Origin of the sequence: Pseudomonas sp. BNK-15 (genome assembly GCF_047456105.1) — a bacterium.
Classification (GTDB): domain Bacteria; phylum Pseudomonadota; class Gammaproteobacteria; order Pseudomonadales; family Pseudomonadaceae; genus Aquipseudomonas; species Aquipseudomonas putida_E.
Map to the genome: position 1 here is coordinate 3,968,171 of NZ_CP179898.1, position 17,284 is coordinate 3,985,454.

Sequence of the window (17,284 nt, forward strand, 5' to 3'; positions counted from 1 at the left end):
GCCATTCGCATGAATTTCGTTCATGTTGCGCCGTGAAGCACCCATGGTCGACCAGGCAAACGTGATGGCTTTTCTAGAACCCAGGACTTTCGGCACATGGTGCATCGTTTTCTTGTCGGCGCTTTCGCGCTGCTGCTCAGCAGCGTCGCGCTCGCACAAGCCCCCCAATCGAGCGCGGTAATTTCCTACACCCGGGACATTCAACCGATTTTCACCGAGAAGTGCGTGGCCTGCCATGCCTGCAACGACGCCGCCTGCCAGCTGAAGCTGGAGAGCCCCGAAGGCGCAGTGCGTGGTGCAACCAAGGTACCGGTGTACCAAGGTGAAAGGAGCAAGGCAGTCCCGACCACGCGGCTGTTCTACGATGCGCACAGCGAAGAGCAGTGGCGCAAGAAGGGCTTCTATTCCGTGCTCGACGGCCAGGGCAGCCAGGCCGCATTGATGGCACGCATGCTGGAGCTGGGGCACAAGGCGCCGCTTACCCCCAACGCCAAGCTGCCCGACGATATCGTCCTGGGGCTCGCGCGCAACAACATGTGCCCGTTGCCCCATGAGTTCGATGCCTATGCCGGCGCCCACCCCAAAGAGGGTATGCCGCTGGCGGTCACTGGCCTGACCGATAAGGAATACCAGACCCTGCAGGGTTGGCTGGCTGCAGGTGCGCCGGTCGAGTATGAGCCCATTCAACCCAGCGCGGCCGAGGCGAAACAGATCGCCGACTGGGAAGAACTGCTCAATCGACCGGGCTCTACCGAGGCCTTGGTCGGGCGCTGGCTGTACGAGCATCTGTTCCTGGCGCACATCCATTTCGTCGGCGGCGAGCAGGGCCACTTCTTCCAATGGGTGCGCTCGCGCACGCCCAGCGGCCAGCCGGTCGACCTGATTGCCACGCGCCGCCCCAACGACCCGCCGGGTACCGACTTTTATTACCGGTTGATTCCGGTGCAGGGTGTGATCGTGCATAAAACCCACATCACCTACCCGATGGGGCCGCAAAAGCTCAAGCGCGTGAAGCAGCTGTTCTATGCCGGTGACTGGCACGCCAGCGCGCTGCCGGGGTATGGGCCGCGCCACCGCGCCAACCCGTTCGAGACCTTCGAGGCGATCCCGGCGGTGGCGCGCTACCAGTTCATGCTGGATAACGCCGAGTACTTCGTCCGCACCTTCATCCGCGGGCCGGTGTGCCGTGGGCAGATCGCTACCGATGTGATCCGCGATAACTTCTGGGCGCTGTTCCAGGAACCGGCGCACGACCGCTACATCACCGATGCTGCGTACCGTGGCCAGGCTACACCGTTGCTCGCCATGCCGGGCCAGATCGATGACGTGGGCAGTGTGCTCAACCTCTGGCATGCTTACCGTGACAAGCGCAACGAGTATGAAAAACTGCGTCGCGACGCCTACGCCGAAATGCCGGCGCCGGGCTGGTCGACCCTGTGGGCCGGCAACGACAATGCGCTGCTCAGCATCTTCCGCCACTTCGACAGCGCTTCGGTGACCAAGGGCCTGGTCGGCGATGTGCCGCTGACGGTGTGGCTGTTCGACTACCCGCTATTCGAACGCACCTATTACCAGCTGGCGGTCAACTTCGATGTATTCGGCAATGTCTCGCACCAGTTGCAGACGCGGCTGTACTTCGACCTGATCCGCAATGGTGCCGAGGTCAACTTCCTGCGCCTGATGCCAGCGGACCAGCGTGGTGCAATTCTCAGCGACTGGTACCAGAACAGCGGCAAAGTGAAGATGTGGCTCGACTATGAAGACATCGACACTGACACGCCGAGCGGCATCAGGCTCGACCTACGCGACCCCAAGCGCGACTTCGGCCTCAAGCTGCTGCAGCGCACCGGCAGCCTGAACGCTGCGCCCGACCCGATCAACCGCTGCCAGGGTGCTTACTGCTCGCGGCCGCAGATGAATGAAGAATTCCGTAACGTCGAGCAGTCGCTCAGCCGTCTCGTATCACGCCCGGCCGCAGGCCTTAAGGTGATCAACCAGTTGCCTGAAGCCACCCTGCTGCGCATCGAAGGGCAAGGCGGCCAGCGTCAGGTCTACAGCCTGCTGCGCAACCGTGCACACAGCAATGTCGCGTTCCTGCTGGGCGAGGCCGCGCGCTACCAGCCGGGGCTCGATACCCTGACCTTGTACCCCGGGGTGCTCAGCAGTTACCCGAACTTCATCTTCAACATCCCGGCGGCGGATGTGCCGGAGTTCGTCGAAGACATGGAATACGCGCGCGACGATGCCGCCAGGTTTGAACGTATCGTCATGCGCTGGGGCGTGCGCCGCAGCCACCCGCAGTTCTGGCGTTACTTCCACGACCTGAGCACCTATATCAAGGAAACCCAGCCGTTGGAGTCCGGGGTGCTGGACATGAACCGCTACGAGAACCTCTGATCGGTTGCGCTGACCTTTCCGGCACACCTGCGGTCGGAAAGGTTGGGTGGTCCGGGGCTGCCAGGCAGCCCCACTGTGGCCTCAATGCACCAAGGCAATCGCAGGGTGATCCATGCTGTATTCGCTTCAGGCACTGCGGGCGTTCGCCGCCTGGGTGGTGGTCTGCCACCATTTCATGCAGATCTTTTTCGACTTCCATGCCACTGGCCCCATCGGCCAACTGCTCACTGACCGCGGCGCCGTGGGCGTCGACATCTTCTTCGTCATCAGCGGGCTGGTAATCTACCTTTCGACCCGAGACAAGCCCGTTGAGCCGCGTCGGTTCCTGCTCAACCGCGCGTTGCGCATCGTCCCTGCCTACTGGTTCTACACCCTGTTGATGGCGCTACTGCTGCTGGCCTTCAGCCAATGGATGCCACACCAGGCATTCACCTGGCATCACCTGCTGCTCTCGATGCTGTTCATTCCGGCAGAGAACCCCGGTGGCTACGGCCTGTACCCGACCTTGAACGTTGGCTGGACGCTGAACTTCGAGATGTTCTTCTACCTTTTGTTTGGCCTGGCATTCCTTGTCCGGCAGCGCCACCAGTTGCTGCTGGTGACCGCTGCACTGCTGCTGGTCAGCGAAGTGCTGGGCCGCCTTGGTGTGCTCAGCCGCTTCTACAACAACGGCATCATCTACGAATTTCTGCTCGGTATCGGCATCGGTGTGCTGTACCGCCGCGGCCTGGTGCGCGAGGGGTTGTGGTTGCCGCTGGCGGTGCTGGGCGTGGCGGGCTACGCGATCTACCACTTGGACGCGTCCCAACGGCTCTTGCATTGGGGCCTTCCCGGTGCACTGATAGTGCTGGCATTTGTAGCGCTTGAGCCGTACTTCCAGGGCAACCGGCTGCTCAAGGCATTGGGGGACTGCTCGTACTCGGTGTACCTGATCCACGTGCTGGTGCTGTATGCGGGCTGGTTCGCCAGCCAGCGCCTGCACTTGAACCCCTACCTGGTCTTTGCGCTGTGCGTGCCGTCCATTGGACTAATGTCGTGGTTCAGCTACCAGTGGCTGGAACGGGGCCTGTACCGGCGGATGCAGGCGTGGCTGGCGGCACCGCGGGAGCAAACGCCGGCGTTTGCTCTTTCCCGAGTCAAATGCTAGGACTTTGTTCGAAGGCCAGCTTGGCGTACACTTGGCCGCAAGTCTGTGAGGAACTTCCATGAGCGCTATAACCATTACCGACGCCGCCCATGATTACCTGGCCGATCTGCTTTCCAAGCAGAACACGCCTGGCATCGGCATCCGCGTTTTCATCACCCAGCCGGGCACCCAGTACGCCGAAACCTGCATTGCCTACTGCAAGCCGGGCGAAGAAAAGCCTGACGACACCGCCGTGGGTCTGAAGAGCTTCACTGCCTACCTGGATGCCGTCAGCGTGCCGTTTCTGGAAGACGCGCTGGTCGACTACGCCACCGACCGCATGGGCGGCCAGCTGACCATCAAGGCGCCGAACGCCAAAGTACCGATGGTCAACGAAGACAGCCCGATCAACGAGCGTATCAACTACTACCTGCAGACCGAGATCAACCCAGGTCTGGCCAGCCACGGTGGCCAGGTCAGCCTGGTGGATGTGGTCGACGACGGCATTGCCGTGTTGCAGTTCGGTGGTGGTTGCCAAGGCTGCGGTCAGGCCGACGTAACCCTGAAGGACGGCATCGAGCGGACCCTGCTCGAACGCATTCCGGAGCTCAAGGGCGTGCGGGATGTGACTGACCACACCCAGAAAGAAAACGCGTACTACTGATCGGTAGTTCGGCGACCGGCTGGCCACAAGCTCCTAGCAACAAACTGTTACGGATTCAACCCCTGCGACAACAGGCCGCAGCCCGTGTTTAAAGGGCTGCAAGCCATCACCGCCTTGGTCGGGTAGAAGCGCTTGGGGCGTCATGCCAGAATGCCCCGGTTTTTCGGCCGGCCCGTCCCGAGGGTCGGCACCTTCCCTTTAAAGGATGGTTCCATGAATGATCTGTTGACCCGGCGCGCAGTCGTCGCCGGGATGGGCGTTCTCGGGCTCGGCCTGCTGGCAGGCTGCAACCCGGCCCGAGGGCTCGAGTTCAAGTACGGCAAGAACATGAGCAACGAAATCCTGGGGCGCAAGTTCCGTCTCAAGGATACCAAGGGCAACGACGTCACCCTGTCGAGCTTCTACGGCAGCATGCCGATGATCTTCTTCGGGTTCACCCAGTGCCCGGCAGTCTGCCCGACCACCCTGGCGCGAGCGGCGCAAATCCGCAAGCAGCTCCGGGGCCGCGACCGCGATCTGTTCCAGGTGGTGTTCATCACCCTGGACCCTGAGCGCGACACCCCCGAAGTGCTCGACGCCTACGTCAAGGCCTTCGACCCCTCGTTCATGGCCCTGACTGGCACCCCGGAGGAAATCGCCGAGGTGGCCAAGGAGTTCAAGGTGTTCTACGAGAAGGTCCCGGCCGGTGATACCTACACCATCTCACATTCGTCCACCAGCTACGTCTACGACACGCGTGGCACCCTGCGCCTGAGCCTGGGCCATTCCCTGAACGCCAAGGAATGCGCCGAGGACCTGGTCACCCTGATGGAGATCTGCTAATGGCTGTTTCACTGCACCCGTTCAAGCGCGGCCTGGCCGCTATTGCCCTGCTGGGCCTGGCGCTGCCGGCTTTGGCCCAGACCACCGTCAGTGATGCCTGGGTACGTGCCAGCGTACCGCACCAGCAGTCCACCGGTGCGTTCATGACCCTGACTGCCAGCAGCGACAGCAAGCTGATAGGGGTGGCATCGCCTGTGGCCAAGACTGTGCAAGTGCATGAGATGACCATGAACGGTGATGTGATGGGCATGAAACAGGTCGAGGCCGTGCAGCTGCCAGCCGGCAAGCCGGTAAGCCTGGACCCCAATGGCTATCACGTGATGTTGATGGGCCTGACGCAGCAGGTGAAGGAGGGTGACAAAGTCCCGCTGACCCTGACCGTGGAAGATGCCAAGGGTGGCAAGGAAACCTTGGAAGTGCAGGCAGAGGTACGGGCGCTCAACGCCGAGATGGGCGGTGGGCACGACCACATGCACATGAAGCACTGATTGACCCGGGGCCGCTAAGCGGCCCCACTTCATTCAGCTGCGAAAACGCGGCAGCGGCCTTTCCAGGGTCAGCGAGGTCAAGGTCTTGCGGACCTGGGCTTCGTCGGCCTCCAGGGCCTTGAGGCTTGCGCGGATCTTGCCAGCGGCGGGCACGTCACCCTGCCGGTCGATCCAGTCGGCGATCTCTTTGCAGGCACTGCTCAGGCAGGCCTGGCGCTGGTTCATCAACGATATGAGGGTGGTGAGCTCTCTTTCGGACATGGCAGGATCCTCCAATTCAGCCTTGTCAGTGTAGCAGAGGGCTGGCCAGGCACTTACTGACTTTTCAAGGCGCAGCAGACGCTGCTCTCACGGCGTAGTAACAACTCGTTACTTATAAACAGAATGTTTAAAGTCGATGCCTTTGTCTGCCTAAGATTCAAGGTGCGGCATCTGAAATTAATCTGCTGAAGCGTTCTACTGGGGGAGTCTGCCAGTTGTGGGAATGCCGAAGTTAAAAATGGCTACTAGTAGGAATGTTCCTATGTGCTGAGTTGTGTGTGCGCGGAGGAGGGGTGTTGTTACAACTTTCGGGTTGAGCGTGATGCTGGACGAGTTTTAGATTGGTTTTGCCCAAATTGCGCAGGGTAATTTCAATAATCTGAAGTGCCTAGGCGTAATATTACCAAGTAGGAATTGACCTATGCTGCTGGCTGAGGGAATCACGAAATATGCGGGCGCTGAGTGTTGATCGCGGGACGCGTTCTCTAGCGTTCGGTTATTGTTTTTCCAAGTGTGGTGAATTTGCCTTCGAAGCTGCATTTGCCGTGGCCATCGTATCAATGACCGAGGCGGATCTGCTTTTGATTGGCATCGCTTATTTCTTTCGCTACTTGCCCAGCATGCTGTTTTCACCTTTAGGTGGCTGGCTGGCGGACAATGTCAACAGGAAACGAACGTTGTTTGCTGTCGAGGCGACTAAAGGCCTCCTAGCACTTGCCTTCTTTACCTTATTCAGCTTTTTCACACCGGTATTGTCCGTCTTGGTCGGCCTTGCGATGGTCATGACGGCATTCGAATGTCTGTATGTACCTACGTTTCGAGCGTATTTTCCAGACCTTGTCGGAAAGGACCAACTCGCCTCGGTGAACAGCGGTATTCAGGTGATCGAGGATGCAGCCTCGATTATCGGGCCGCTGGTTTTCTCGGCATGTGTGTTACTGCTGTCTCGCGAAGCAACCTTCTTGTTCTCTGCGGCGTGCCTGGTGTTGTCGGTCATTTCCATCGCTACCCTGGGGCCTGCCAGGCAGGGCGTCCGGCAGGCATTCGATGGGCGCGCCATAGTGCGGGATACGGCGCGCAGTGTAAGTCAGCTCAGGGTCAGCAATGCGCCTTTGTTTGCTGTTATTGGCTGTACCACCCTCTGTGCGATGTTTGCCACGTCGGTGATTCGCTTCATCCTTCCGGCTTCGGTGCTGGAGCACTTTGCCTCAGAGGCAGCGGTTGGCTATGTTTTCTCACTGCTTGCGGCAGGCACCGTATTGGGTGGCGTGCTCTACACACGCTTCAACCCATGGACAACTGCACGCTTGGTACTGCGTTACTGGGCGCTGTATGGGGCACTGTTTTTTGCTGCGGCAGTGGCATTGCACTTCAACAAGTGGCTGTTCCTCCTGATTTTGTTCCTGGTCGGTTTCATTGGTGCATTTGTCGATATCGCGATCGTCACCAACATCCAGTGCTTGTCGAGTGAGCATGAAGTTGGCAGGAATTTTTCCCTCTATTACTTCACTGCCGTCATTGGTGATGCCGTATCGGGGCTGATTGCCAGCCTGGTCTTCGTGCTTGCGGGGCCAGCGACCTTCATATGGATGACGCTCATGCTGTGTATCGCGCCAGTACGCTGGAACCTGAAAGAAAGTGCGCATGACAGCGACAATCGATGATGCAATGCAAGCCAGTGTGCGTGGGGCGTTGGCGCATAACGCTTGGATCCTGTGGGGCACCCGGCAGGAACAACTGATGAAGGGCGGTTAGGCCAGCGGCAAGGACGGCCAGTGCGTGTGGCCGGTATTGCCGTCAGGATTCGACGAAAAGATCCGGATCCTTTGCAACTGGAGCTGGCGTTGTGAGCCGGTGGGAAGGCACGACCGCGTGAACGCATGCTTGTCGATAGGCCCCTGGCGTCACGCCATAGGCCTGTTTGAATTGCCGGCTTAAGTGGCTCTGGTCAGCGAAGCCCAGGTTGAAAGCCACGTCGGTCGCAGTCACGCCGCTCTTGAGCATTTCCCGGGCACGGGCCAGGCGCCGTTGCTTCAGCCAGGCATGCGGCGGCAGGCCGGTGGCCTGGCGGAACACCCGGGCGAAATGGAACGGCGATAGATTAACCGCGCCCGCCAGTGCTTCGAGCGATGGCGGTTCTGCCAGTTGGCTCTCCAGCAGCTCGCGGGCGCGGGCTACGGCCAGTGGTTCGTGGCCAGGGGGCGCGGGTTCAGCGCATTGCCCGTGTCGTTGTACCAAGGCCAGGACCGCCTGGCGCCAAGCGGTCTGTTGCTGCAGGGCACTGGCGCTGGCTTCGGACAGCTGATGCAGCTTGCTGAAGGCCATGGCCAGGGCCGGGTCCTGGATCACGCTGTCCTTGAAGCAGGGCATGCCGTGGCGGCCCAGTTCCAGCTCGTCGAGCACGCCGGTCACCCGTTCATGCTCCGGATAAAACCCGCGGTAGCGCCAGCCAGCCTCATGGGCTGTGGCGCCGGTATGCAGTTCGTCCGGGTTGATCAGCACCATGCTGCCCACGGGCGCCAGGTGCTCGCTGCCGCGGTGCCAGAAGCGCTGGGCACCCGACTCGATCACGGTGAACACGTAACCCTCGTGAACATGTGGGGCGAAGCGTTGCTGAATGTAGCGCGCATGCAGCATCTCGACATCGCCCAGCGCGGGCGCCTGCCAAAGGTGGGTTTGTTCGCGCAGGGGCGTGCTCATGTCAGCCAGCTGCGCAGCAGGAAGAAGATAAACATGCTCACCAGCATGCTCAGCAATACACTGCGGGTCAACAACACCAGAACGATGGCCACTACAGCCCCCAGCAGGTAGGGGTTGAGCGGGCTCAGGTCCAACTGGTGGCCGGGCAGGAAGACGATAGGCCCGCAAATGGCGGTGAGCATGCCCGGCACGGCAAAACCCAGAAACTGCCGGGCATTGGAGCTCAGGCGCAGCGGTAGGCGCGGTTCCAGGAAAGCGTAGCGATTGAGGAACACTACGGCGCCCATGGCAAAGATCAGTAGCCAGGTCATGCGCGGCCTCCGGAAAATTTCTGGCAGACAAATCCGGCAGCCATGCCCAGCAGGCCAGCGGCCACCAACGCGGTTTCCCAGTGCCAGTAGCTGAAAAGCACTGAACAGAACAGCGACACCGCCACGCACACTACCGTGGCGAGGTTGCGCACCAGTGGGGCGATCAGGGCGACAAAGGTGGCGACAATGGAAAAATCCAGGCCCAACTGGTCCAGGTGCGGGATGTTCTGGCCCAGCACGATCCCGGCCAGGGTGAACAGGTTCCAGGCCACGTAGAAGGTCAGGCCGACACCTAGCGCGTACCAGCGGTTGAATTGCTGTTGGTCATAGTGGCTGGTCAACGCGAAGAACTCATCGGTCAACAGGAAACCCAGGCCCAGGCGCCAGCGCAGCGGCTGGTTCGACAGCACCGGGCGCATCGACAAGCCGTAAAGCAGATGCTGCGAGGTGAGCAGCAGTGTGGTCAGCAAAATCGACAGCAGGTTGGCGCCGCCCTTGAGCATGCCGATGGCTACCAGTTGCGCGGCGCCAGCGAACACGATCGCCGACAAGCCCTGACCCTCCCAGGCACTGAGGTTGGCCTCGATGGCCATCGAGCCTGCAAGCAGGCCCCAAGGGGCAACGGCCAGCGATAACGGAACAATGGCGATGGCGCCGTGCAGAAAAGCTTGGCGGGCAATAGGCGGACTGCTTTGCATGATGGCTGCAACACTGTTGTTCGGCAGCGCAGCATGCCAGAGGGCGGGGCAGGTGGCTTGAACGATCTTGCTGGTTTGCCACTGCCAGAACAACGTTCAACGCTGGCTGGTCAACCGCCGTTGTGCTGCTGCGCAACCATTGATTTCCACCGCCTTTTGCAGCAAGTCCCGGCGGTGCTGCGGATCGAGGTCGCCCAGCAACCGATACACCTCGGCCTGATAGTCGCGTTGACGCCCCCACTGCATTTCCAGCCCTTGTGGCTGGCTGCGGCTGCAAGCCAGCCGAGTGGCCGGTTGCGGGTAGTAGGGCGCATACAGCGTGGCCATGCCCGGGATCGCTTCGAGCGCTTGGCGGTAACGGGGGCTGGCGTTATAAGGTGGGCACCAGGTGGCGATCGCCGTCGCGGGTGGGGCAAAGCCCTGTTGTAGGCTGGCCTCGAGCAAGGGGCACGCAGCATCAGGGATTTGCGCCGCTGGCAGGTAGGTCGTGTAGTACAGCGCCAGGCGGTATTGGGCCACGGGATGGCCGAGTTCCACTGACTTTTCAAGCAGGGCTACCGCAGTTGGAAGCGTACGGGCCATGGCCTGGCCCTGGCGTTTGAGTTCCGGATCGCCGCCAATGGCAGTGCGCAGCGTGTTGGCGTTATCGTCCTGGTTATCGGCCTGCTCCAGCAATGGCAGGGCTTGGCGATAAAGCAGGTCGGCATGCGGGTCGATACGCACGTCGAGCGCTTGTGCGGCAAACGGCATCAGCGAGATGAGTAGTGCGGGCACGCGGGCGAAACCACTCACAGGCAGGCCTCACTGGCACCACAGCCCGGATAAGTGGAAAGGTACTGGTAGACGGCTCGGGTGTTCATGACAAGTACACGTTCGCCTCTGGCGTATCGGAACGACGGCCTATTCTAGCCAACCGGAAGCCCCGACCGAAAGGGCAACGCACATTTGTCAGACGAGCTTGATCGGTGTGACCTTGCGTTGAGCATGTTTTTCCTGGGCCAGGCCCAGTTTGGCGGTGATCACCTTGGCCAGCGCATTGTTGCCCAAATCGTTCAGGTGCAAGCGATCAATGAACAGCTCGGCCCCGAATACAGGGGAGCTGCTGAGCATGCTGTTCATGTCGTAACACGGCACCGGATCTGCCTGGCTCTTGATGCGCCTGAAGAAGGCCATGTGCAGTTGACTGTCGAAGGCGCCTTCAAGCAGTCGGTCGAAGTTGGTCGGTTGCTGTTCCAATGCCGACAGCATGGCTCGCTCTCCGGCAGGCAGCGTTTCACGGCACCATGGCAGCAGCGGTTGAAGAATGAAGGTAAGGGTGGCGTGGCTGTCGGCAAGCATGCGTTCCCACTGGCGCAAGGTGCGGCCAATGCTGTCGGCAGCATGCGCCAGGCGCTTCTGCGGGGCGGACAAGGGCCAGGCGGGAACCGGCGTGGGCCGGCGCGGGGCCAAGGCCTGGCCGAGGCGTTGCCACAGTGAGTCCCGGCGTGCCGGGCCGGTAGGCAGCATGCCTTCGTTGAAACTGTTGAGGTATTGCTGATAGGCCTTGGCGTGCAGTGCAGCGTGTGGGCCGCCCAGCACCTCACCCAGGCCCTCGTGGGCCAAGGTATTGATCCCGCTGAGCACCACCACGTGGCCGACTTCGCCAAAACGGTGCTGATGGGTGAGAAACAGCAGCAGTTCCTGGCTGGCATTGAGCCCACAGCCAGCCAGGCTCAACCACACTTCCCCGGTGAGCATCGACAGCTGTGATGCCACCGTATTCTCATCGGAACTGGCACCGATGCCCAATGCGGTCGAACCGCCGACGAGCAAGTTGACACGGCCGGTGCTGCCATACTCGGCGGCCGAGAATCGCTTGCCGGCGCAATGGCTGTAGCGCAAACCGAGCGCATCGGTGTTGATGGTGCCGGAACGGTAGCCGCTTTCGTGCACGTGCAGGGTGTGCGGGGCACGGCGGCTGCCCAGTTGCAGGAAGCGCTGGTAGTCGAGCGACAGTGGCGCAGGGAGGCCCGGGCCGAATGTTGCGGTATTGGACGGGCTCATGGGCGCTCCTTGTTGTCCGGCGTGGCGTCTCGCACCGAGGCGTCAGCCCGCCAGCTCTTTGATGTTGTAGGCCAGGCCGCCGACGGCGATCAGCAACAGGGCAACCCCCGAGGCCAGCGAAATCATCCGGTTGCTACGCTGCGAGGCGATCTTGCCGATGGCAAAGATGTAAAGGCTGAGCACGGCGAAGTCGATGGCTACCCACAGCAGGGACAGCACCATCATGCTTTTGCCGAACGATTCGGTGATCTGGATGAACTGTGGGAAGAAGGCGATGAAGAAGATGATGTCCTTGGGGTTGGAAATACCGACCATGAAGCCTTGCCACAAACCGCCACGCCCGGCTTTGGGCGTTTGCGCCAGCGTCTCGCAGGCAGGCGCCTGCAGGCATTCGCGCAGGGTGCCTACGGCGATGTAGCCGATGAACAGGCAGCCGAGCAGGCTCATGCCGCTGAGCCAGGCCTTGTCGATGGCTGCACTGGTGAGGATGACCCAGGCCGCGGCGCCGATCAGTACCAGGGAAGCCCAGTTGGTGCCCACGGCGGTGAACATGGCCTTGCGCGAGCCAGAGGCTGCGGCGGTGTTGACGATCAATGCCACCACCGGGCCTGGTGTGGCGATCAGCAGCAGTACGGTCAGGGCGTAGGTAGCGGTCAGTGCGGTATTCACGGTCAGTTCTCGATCTGGGTGTCGGTTGTTGCGTGGACGTGGGCATGAAAGGGGCAGCGCGACGGGTTGAGCGAGCCTGCTTCCTGCAGTTGGTATTGCTTCCATTCGAAGTTGTCGGCCTGGCCGAAGAAGCCCAGGCTGTCGGGCATCACGCCGTCGTTGTAGTGCTGCACGCGTTCGCGGATGCGTGCACGAATGCGCTTGCCGCTCTCGGTGCCGGCATTGGCCACTTCGTCGAAGTTTTCCCGCGGGTTGATGACGAAGGTGATGTGATTGCCCAGGTTGCGACTTTTCATTTGATGGTGGCCGGGAAAGTTCATGTTGATGAACAGTGCCATGCCGGCGTAGCAGAACGACCAGCCACTGTCGTGTGGGTCGGCCGGGATCGCTTGCGGCCACGGGTGCGGGTCACGGGCATGGACGCCGCGCAGCACCTTCCAGGCCAGCGCCTGCTGTTCGGCCAGGCTGCTGTCGGCGGCCGTTTCGAGGAACACCACCAGTGGGCTGCCAATGCGTTGCTTGACCGGCACCGTTGCTATGGTGCGCACGTATTCGGCCAAGCCTTGTGCGATGTCATCGGCGAGCTGTTCGGCGCGGGCGAAAAGGATGTGGCAGGATTCACCGGCCACCGCCTTGCGCCCGAACAGGCACGGAAAGTCAGGGTTTGCGAGGATGTTGCGAAAGTGCTGTATGGTTTTGTGCGTCCAGTGATGCGTGTTCCGGACATGTTCAGCGGCCAGCTCTAGCGCATCCAGGCGATAGCAGTTTCCATAACCCGTAAACATGATTTCCCCAGGCGTGAATTAGCAGAAAGTTCAAGACACATGCAGGCAGGTTATTGGCTTATCTTGGTTGTTTACCTGCATTTTCTGAGGCGTACCTTACGTTGTAAAACGCGTGGTACTATGACCTACTATTAGTCTCACTCATGCTTCGGGGGAGTCATGTCGGAACGGATCCAGGCGTTGCACGCTCTGCGTGCCTTCGAGGTCGCCTCACGTTACGGGTCGTTCACCCGCGCGGCCGAAGAGCTGGCACTGACCCAAGGCGCCGTCAGCCACCACATCAAGACCCTCGAGGGCCTGTTCGGCTGCGACCTTTTCGAGCGACGGGGGCCCAAGTTGAGCCTCACCGAACATGGGCGCCTGCTGGCCCAGGAGCTCAAGGTCGGCTTCAAGATCATCGAAAACGCCTGTGCACTGCTGCGCCAGGACCGCTACGGCCTGCGCTTGAAGGCGCCCTCGACGCTGACAGTTCGCTGGTTGTTGCGGGCGCTGGATGCCTTCAAGAAAGTCGATGACAGCTGCAGCGTGCAATTGTCGAGCGTCTGGATGGACATCGACACGGTGGACTTTTACTCCGAGCCCTACGATTGCGCCTTCCTCTTGTCCAACGGCCGGTTTGCCGCCGACATCGAGAGTTTCAAGCTGTTCGACGAATGGCTGATTCCGGTGTGCCACCCGGACTACATGGCGCATGAGCAGCCGGCACTGGGTGACCTGCGCCAGTGTGAACTGCTGCATCCTTCGTCGGATCGGCGCGACTGGCGGCGCTGGCTGGCGCGCATGGATGCCCTGGACATCAGCATCGATCAGGGCCAGGTGTTCGACACCCTCGATCAGGGCATTTCTGCGGCCCAGCAGGGCTTGGGGATTTCCGTGGTCGACCTGGTGCTGGCCAGTGCCGACCTGACCGCAGGGCGCCTGGTCACCCCGTTCAAGCATGCAGTGGCGACCGGAGACGGGTATTACATGACCTGGCTCAAGTCCAGCCCCAAGGCGCGGCAGATGCACAAGCTGCGCGATTTTCTGCTGGGGCAGGTGCCGCCATTGGCCTACAAGGACATCAACTACCTGTATGGCTGATTGCCCGCACAGGCCCCCCGCGCAAGGGTAGAATCGTCGCATCCGACCTATCCGTCGCACCGAGGACAACGCAGTGGAGTTGCAGCAGGGCTTTGTCCTGACCCGGCATTGGCATGACACGCCCCAAGGCACCTGCGTGGAGTTCTGGCTGGCCACCGACCAGGGGCCGCGGCTGTTGCGCCTGGCCCCGCAGGAGTCGGTGGCGTTCATCCTGCAGGCGCAGGTCGAGCATGCGCGGCTGTTGCTGGCGGGCGAGGCCGGTGTCGAAATCAGGCCCCTGCGCCTGCAGGATTTCCAACATCGTCCGGTGCTGGGCGTGTATTGCCGTCAGCACCGGCAACTCATGCAACTGGAACAGCGCTTGCGCGGTGCCGGCGTCGAGGTGTTCGAAGCTGATATCCGCCCCCCCGAACGCTACCTGATGGAGCGCTTCATCACCGCCGCCGTGCAGTTTACCGGCCAGCCTGATGCCCAGGGTGTCATCTGCGAGGCTCAGCTCAAACCCTTGGCGCACTACCGCCCGCCGCTGCGCCTGGTATCGCTGGACATCGAGACCAGCGAGCGCGGCGAGTTGTACAGCATTGCGCTGGAAGGCTGCGGCCAGCGGCAGGTGTTCATGCTAGGGCCCGCCAATGGCCAGCCCGACGCCGTGGATTTCGACCTGCACTACTGCGACGACCGGGCGGCACTGCTCGACTGCCTGAACCAGTGGATGGCCAGGCATGATCCGGATGCGATCATCGGCTGGAACCTGGTGCAATTTGACCTGCGCCTGTTGCATGAGCACGCCAAGCTGCTTCAGGTGCCGTTGAACCTGGGGCGTAACGGTGCGCCCATGACTGTGCGCGCCCACGCCAACCGTAGCCATGTGTTCGCCGATGCGCCCGGCCGCTTGTTGATCGACGGCATCGAAGCGCTGCGCTCTGCCACTTGGAGCTTCCCTTCGTTCAGCCTGGAAAACGTCGCTCAGACCTTGCTGGGGGAAGGCAAGGCGATCGACACGCCTTACCAGCGCATGGACGAGATCAACCGCATGTTCGCCGAGGACAAGCCGTCGTTGGCGCGTTACAACCTCAAGGACTGCGAGCTGGTGACGCGTATTTTTGCGCATACCCGGCTGCTGGAGTTTCTGCTGGAGCGCTCATCGGTGACCGGGCTGGCGGTAGACCGCAGCGGTGGCTCGGTGGCAGCGTTCTGTCACCTGTATATCCCGCAGATGCATCGGCTGGGCTTCGTCGCGCCCAATCTGGGCAGTCGCCCGGATGAAGCCAGCCCGGGTGGTTTTGTCATGGACTCGCGCCCGGGGCTCTATGACTCGGTGCTGGTGCTCGACTACAAAAGCCTGTACCCCTCGATCATCCGTACTTTCCTGATCGACCCGGTAGGCCTGGTTGAAGGCCTGCGCCAGCCGGATGACACGCACTCCGTCGAAGGCTTTCGCGGCGGGCGTTTCTCGCGCAGCCGGCATTGCCTGCCCGCGATCGTCGAACGGGTCTGGCAGGGCAGGGAGGAGGCCAAGCGTGAAGGCAACGCGCCGCTATCGCAGGCACTCAAGATCATCATGAATGCGTTTTACGGGGTGCTCGGCTCAAGCGGTTGCCGCTTCTTCGACCCGCGCCTGGCGTCTTCGATCACGATGCGCGGGCACCAGATCATGCGCCAGACCCGCGCGCTGATCGAGGCACGAGGTTACGACGTTATCTACGGCGACACCGATTCCACCTTCGTCTGGCTCAAGGGTGCACAGGGTGAAGAGGCGGCGGCGCGCACCGGCCACGCGCTGGTGGCCGAGGTCAACCTGTGGTGGCAGCAGCACCTGCGTGAAACCTGGGGCCTGGAAAGCGCGCTGGAGTTGCAGTTCGAGACCCATTATCGGCGGTTTCTGATGCCGACCATCCGCGGCGCCGACGAGGGCAGCAAGAAGCGGTACGCCGGCCTGGTTCAGCGCGCCGACGGCAGCGAGGACATTGTGTACAAAGGCCTGGAGTCGGTGCGCACCGATTGGTCGCCCTTGGCCAGGCAGTTCCAGCAGGCGTTATATGGGCGAATCTTCCGTGGCGAGCCGTACCGTGACTATGTACGCGGGTTCGTCCAGCAGACCCTGGCCGGTGAGCTGGATGAGCTGCTGATCTACCGCAAACGCCTGCGCCGCCCGTTGGCCGACTACCTGCGCAATGTCCCGCCACATGTACGCGCAGCACGCCTGGCCGATGAGTACAACAGCCGCCTGGGGCGTGCCCGGCAATATCAGAATGGCGGCTGGATCAGTTACGTGATCACCACAGCCGGCCCTGAACCCATGGAAAACCTGCAGTCGCCGATCGACTACGACCACTACCTCAGCCGCCAGTTACAGCCTGTGGCCGATGCCATCCTGCCCTTTGTCGGTGATGACTTTGCGGCGTTGACCGACCGTCAGCTGTTGCTGTTCTGAGTGCCGGCTCAAGCGCCCCCTTCAGGCGAGCGAGAAGGAGCGCAGGTTGCCGTTAGTGGCTTTGGGCTATGCTGAGTTTGGGTATCGGCCGTTTCCGAAAAGGCTGCCATCCTGGTATCGGTCACCATTGGAAACCGCCAGTTACTTTTCCCTGGCCCTCTGATGTTCGAAGTGGTTTAGGCTCCGGGTCGGATTTTTCTCCGTGATCTGTAGTCACTGTTTTATCGAGACAATAAGGAGATGCGTATGCTCGTCCGGTCACTGACCCTCGCCACCCTGCTCGCCGTCACTGGCCCTCTGTTCGCCGCCGACAGCGACGCTCCGCTGGCCAAGGAACTGGGCAAGGCACGACCATTGGTGATCATTGCCCCCAGTTCCGCCGACCCGACCTTGCGGGGGTTGAACGATGCCTTGAAAGACCCTGCCACCCAGGCTGCGTTCAAGGAGCGTGGCCTGGTGATCTACAGCGTCGCCAACATGATGGGCAAGCGGGAGGACAAGAACCTCGAGCAGCAGACCACCATGGCGCTGATACGTGAGCTCAAGCTCGGCGCCAGCAAGGGCACCAAGGTCATCCTGGTGGGTAAAGACGGTGAGCGGCACATGCTCAAGGATGACGAAACAGGTGAAAAGATCGACCCGCAGGCCATCATCAAAGCCGTCGATGAGCTGCCGGCCAGCGAAAAGGCCGTGACTGCACCGGAGCCTGTCGCTGCGGCAGCAGAGCCCAAGGCCAAGGACAGCAAGCCCGCCAAACCGGCCAAGCCGGCAGCGCCGCCCAAGCCACTGGAAGACTGACGTCAGCT

Annotated in this window: 17 protein-coding genes; 9 read left to right on the plus strand and 8 right to left on the minus strand. The window is 61.4% G+C overall.

The features are described from left to right. Positions 1-96: 96 nt before the first annotated feature. From ACMGF5_RS18060 to ACMGF5_RS18080, 5 genes are all read left to right on the plus strand, one after another. Entirely contained in the window at positions 97-2,397 is a 2,301-nt protein-coding gene (locus ACMGF5_RS18060) for a fatty acid cis/trans isomerase (protein WP_414157024.1), read from the plus strand. Between the two features lie 112 nt (positions 2,398-2,509). Next, entirely contained in the window at positions 2,510-3,544 is a 1,035-nt protein-coding gene (locus ACMGF5_RS18065; RefSeq protein ID WP_161871547.1) for an acyltransferase family protein, read from the plus strand. Between the two features lie 58 nt (positions 3,545-3,602). Next, positions 3,603-4,187, plus strand: coding sequence for a Fe-S biogenesis protein NfuA (nfuA, locus tag ACMGF5_RS18070; protein ID WP_012313787.1), 585 nt, complete (start codon positions 3,603-3,605; stop codon positions 4,185-4,187). A gap of 213 nt (positions 4,188-4,400) precedes the next feature. Further along, complete coding sequence (locus ACMGF5_RS18075; protein ID WP_012313788.1) at positions 4,401-5,009, plus strand: SCO family protein; 609 nt, start codon at positions 4,401-4,403, stop codon at positions 5,007-5,009. Continuing rightward, complete coding sequence (locus tag ACMGF5_RS18080; RefSeq protein WP_046787231.1) at positions 5,009-5,497, plus strand: copper chaperone PCu(A)C; 489 nt, start codon at positions 5,009-5,011, stop codon at positions 5,495-5,497. Before ACMGF5_RS18075 ends, ACMGF5_RS18080 begins: the two co-directional genes overlap by 1 nt. Before the next feature lie 33 nt (positions 5,498-5,530). On the opposite strand, the gene ACMGF5_RS18085 is transcribed toward ACMGF5_RS18080, so the two are convergent. Next, entirely contained in the window at positions 5,531-5,758 is a 228-nt protein-coding gene (locus tag ACMGF5_RS18085) for a hypothetical protein (protein WP_012313790.1), read from the minus strand. 449 nt (positions 5,759-6,207) lie between these two features. Between ACMGF5_RS18085 and ACMGF5_RS18090 the strand changes: the two genes are divergently transcribed. After that, a complete protein-coding gene (locus ACMGF5_RS18090; protein WP_414157025.1) occupies positions 6,208-7,422 on the plus strand; it encodes an MFS transporter in 1,215 nt (404 codons plus the stop codon). A gap of 133 nt (positions 7,423-7,555) precedes the next feature. Here the strand turns inward: ACMGF5_RS18090 and ACMGF5_RS18095 are convergent, their stop codons facing one another. From ACMGF5_RS18095 to ACMGF5_RS18125, 7 genes are all read right to left on the minus strand, one after another. Next, complete coding sequence (locus tag ACMGF5_RS18095) at positions 7,556-8,458, minus strand: AraC family ligand binding domain-containing protein (protein WP_414157026.1); 903 nt, start codon at positions 8,456-8,458, stop codon at positions 7,556-7,558. Then, positions 8,455-8,769 (minus strand): AzlD domain-containing protein, encoded by a 315-nt coding sequence (locus ACMGF5_RS18100; RefSeq protein ID WP_012313792.1) that lies wholly within the window; start codon positions 8,767-8,769, stop codon positions 8,455-8,457. The genes ACMGF5_RS18095 and ACMGF5_RS18100 overlap by 4 nt, the downstream gene beginning before the upstream one ends. Further along, positions 8,766-9,467 (minus strand): AzlC family ABC transporter permease, encoded by a 702-nt coding sequence (locus tag ACMGF5_RS18105; RefSeq protein WP_046787357.1) that lies wholly within the window; start codon positions 9,465-9,467, stop codon positions 8,766-8,768. The genes ACMGF5_RS18100 and ACMGF5_RS18105 overlap by 4 nt, the downstream gene beginning before the upstream one ends. A 96-nt stretch (positions 9,468-9,563) precedes the next feature. Continuing rightward, positions 9,564-10,217 carry a sel1 repeat family protein gene (locus ACMGF5_RS18110; protein WP_217433349.1) on the minus strand — a complete coding sequence of 218 codons (654 nt, stop codon included), beginning with the start codon at positions 10,215-10,217 and terminating at the stop codon, positions 9,564-9,566. A gap of 198 nt (positions 10,218-10,415) precedes the next feature. After that, the gene (locus ACMGF5_RS18115; RefSeq protein ID WP_115275288.1) at positions 10,416-11,510 is read right to left on the minus strand and encodes a hypothetical protein; all 1,095 of its coding nucleotides are present in this window, start codon (positions 11,508-11,510) and stop codon (positions 10,416-10,418) included. A gap of 42 nt (positions 11,511-11,552) precedes the next feature. Beyond that, positions 11,553-12,179 carry a LysE family translocator gene (locus tag ACMGF5_RS18120; RefSeq protein ID WP_039604614.1) on the minus strand — a complete coding sequence of 209 codons (627 nt, stop codon included), beginning with the start codon at positions 12,177-12,179 and terminating at the stop codon, positions 11,553-11,555. Positions 12,180-12,181: 2 nt separating this feature from the next. Then, positions 12,182-12,964 carry a YqcI/YcgG family protein gene (locus ACMGF5_RS18125; RefSeq protein WP_115275287.1) on the minus strand — a complete coding sequence of 261 codons (783 nt, stop codon included), beginning with the start codon at positions 12,962-12,964 and terminating at the stop codon, positions 12,182-12,184. Positions 12,965-13,123: 159 nt separating this feature from the next. Here ACMGF5_RS18125 and ACMGF5_RS18130 point away from each other — a divergent pair, with 159 nt between their 5' ends. The 3 genes from ACMGF5_RS18130 (at position 13,124) to ACMGF5_RS18140 (ending at position 17,276) form a co-directional block, all read left to right on the plus strand. Beyond that, positions 13,124-14,044, plus strand: a complete 921-nt coding sequence (locus ACMGF5_RS18130; RefSeq protein ID WP_046787225.1) for a LysR substrate-binding domain-containing protein — start codon at positions 13,124-13,126, stop codon at positions 14,042-14,044. A 73-nt stretch (positions 14,045-14,117) separates the two neighbouring features. Continuing rightward, positions 14,118-16,478 (plus strand): DNA polymerase II, encoded by a 2,361-nt coding sequence (locus ACMGF5_RS18135; protein WP_414157027.1) that lies wholly within the window; start codon positions 14,118-14,120, stop codon positions 16,476-16,478. Positions 16,479-16,724: 246 nt separating this feature from the next. Further along, a complete protein-coding gene (locus tag ACMGF5_RS18140; protein ID WP_115275285.1) occupies positions 16,725-17,276 on the plus strand; it encodes a DUF4174 domain-containing protein in 552 nt (183 codons plus the stop codon). The last annotated feature ends 8 nt before the right edge of the window (positions 17,277-17,284 follow it).

Coding starts and splice junctions, on each gene's coding strand:
- ACMGF5_RS18060 (WP_414157024.1), top strand. CDS start 97: ATGGTGCATCGTTTTCTTGTCGGCGCTTTCGCGCTGCTGCTCAGCAGC.
- ACMGF5_RS18065 (WP_161871547.1), top strand. CDS start 2,510: ATGCTGTATTCGCTTCAGGCACTGCGGGCGTTCGCCGCCTGGGTGGTG.
- nfuA (WP_012313787.1), top strand. CDS start 3,603: ATGAGCGCTATAACCATTACCGACGCCGCCCATGATTACCTGGCCGAT.
- ACMGF5_RS18075 (WP_012313788.1), top strand. CDS start 4,401: ATGAATGATCTGTTGACCCGGCGCGCAGTCGTCGCCGGGATGGGCGTT.
- ACMGF5_RS18080 (WP_046787231.1), top strand. CDS start 5,009: ATGGCTGTTTCACTGCACCCGTTCAAGCGCGGCCTGGCCGCTATTGCC.
- ACMGF5_RS18085 (WP_012313790.1), bottom strand. CDS start 5,758: ATGTCCGAAAGAGAGCTCACCACCCTCATATCGTTGATGAACCAGCGC.
- ACMGF5_RS18090 (WP_414157025.1), top strand. CDS start 6,208: ATGCGGGCGCTGAGTGTTGATCGCGGGACGCGTTCTCTAGCGTTCGGT.
- ACMGF5_RS18095 (WP_414157026.1), bottom strand. CDS start 8,458: ATGAGCACGCCCCTGCGCGAACAAACCCACCTTTGGCAGGCGCCCGCG.
- ACMGF5_RS18100 (WP_012313792.1), bottom strand. CDS start 8,769: ATGACCTGGCTACTGATCTTTGCCATGGGCGCCGTAGTGTTCCTCAAT.
- ACMGF5_RS18105 (WP_046787357.1), bottom strand. CDS start 9,467: ATGCAAAGCAGTCCGCCTATTGCCCGCCAAGCTTTTCTGCACGGCGCC.
- ACMGF5_RS18110 (WP_217433349.1), bottom strand. CDS start 10,217: ATGCCGTTTGCCGCACAAGCGCTCGACGTGCGTATCGACCCGCATGCC.
- ACMGF5_RS18115 (WP_115275288.1), bottom strand. CDS start 11,510: ATGAGCCCGTCCAATACCGCAACATTCGGCCCGGGCCTCCCTGCGCCA.
- ACMGF5_RS18125 (WP_115275287.1), bottom strand. CDS start 12,964: ATGTTTACGGGTTATGGAAACTGCTATCGCCTGGATGCGCTAGAGCTG.
- ACMGF5_RS18130 (WP_046787225.1), top strand. CDS start 13,124: ATGTCGGAACGGATCCAGGCGTTGCACGCTCTGCGTGCCTTCGAGGTC.
- ACMGF5_RS18140 (WP_115275285.1), top strand. CDS start 16,725: ATGCTCGTCCGGTCACTGACCCTCGCCACCCTGCTCGCCGTCACTGGC.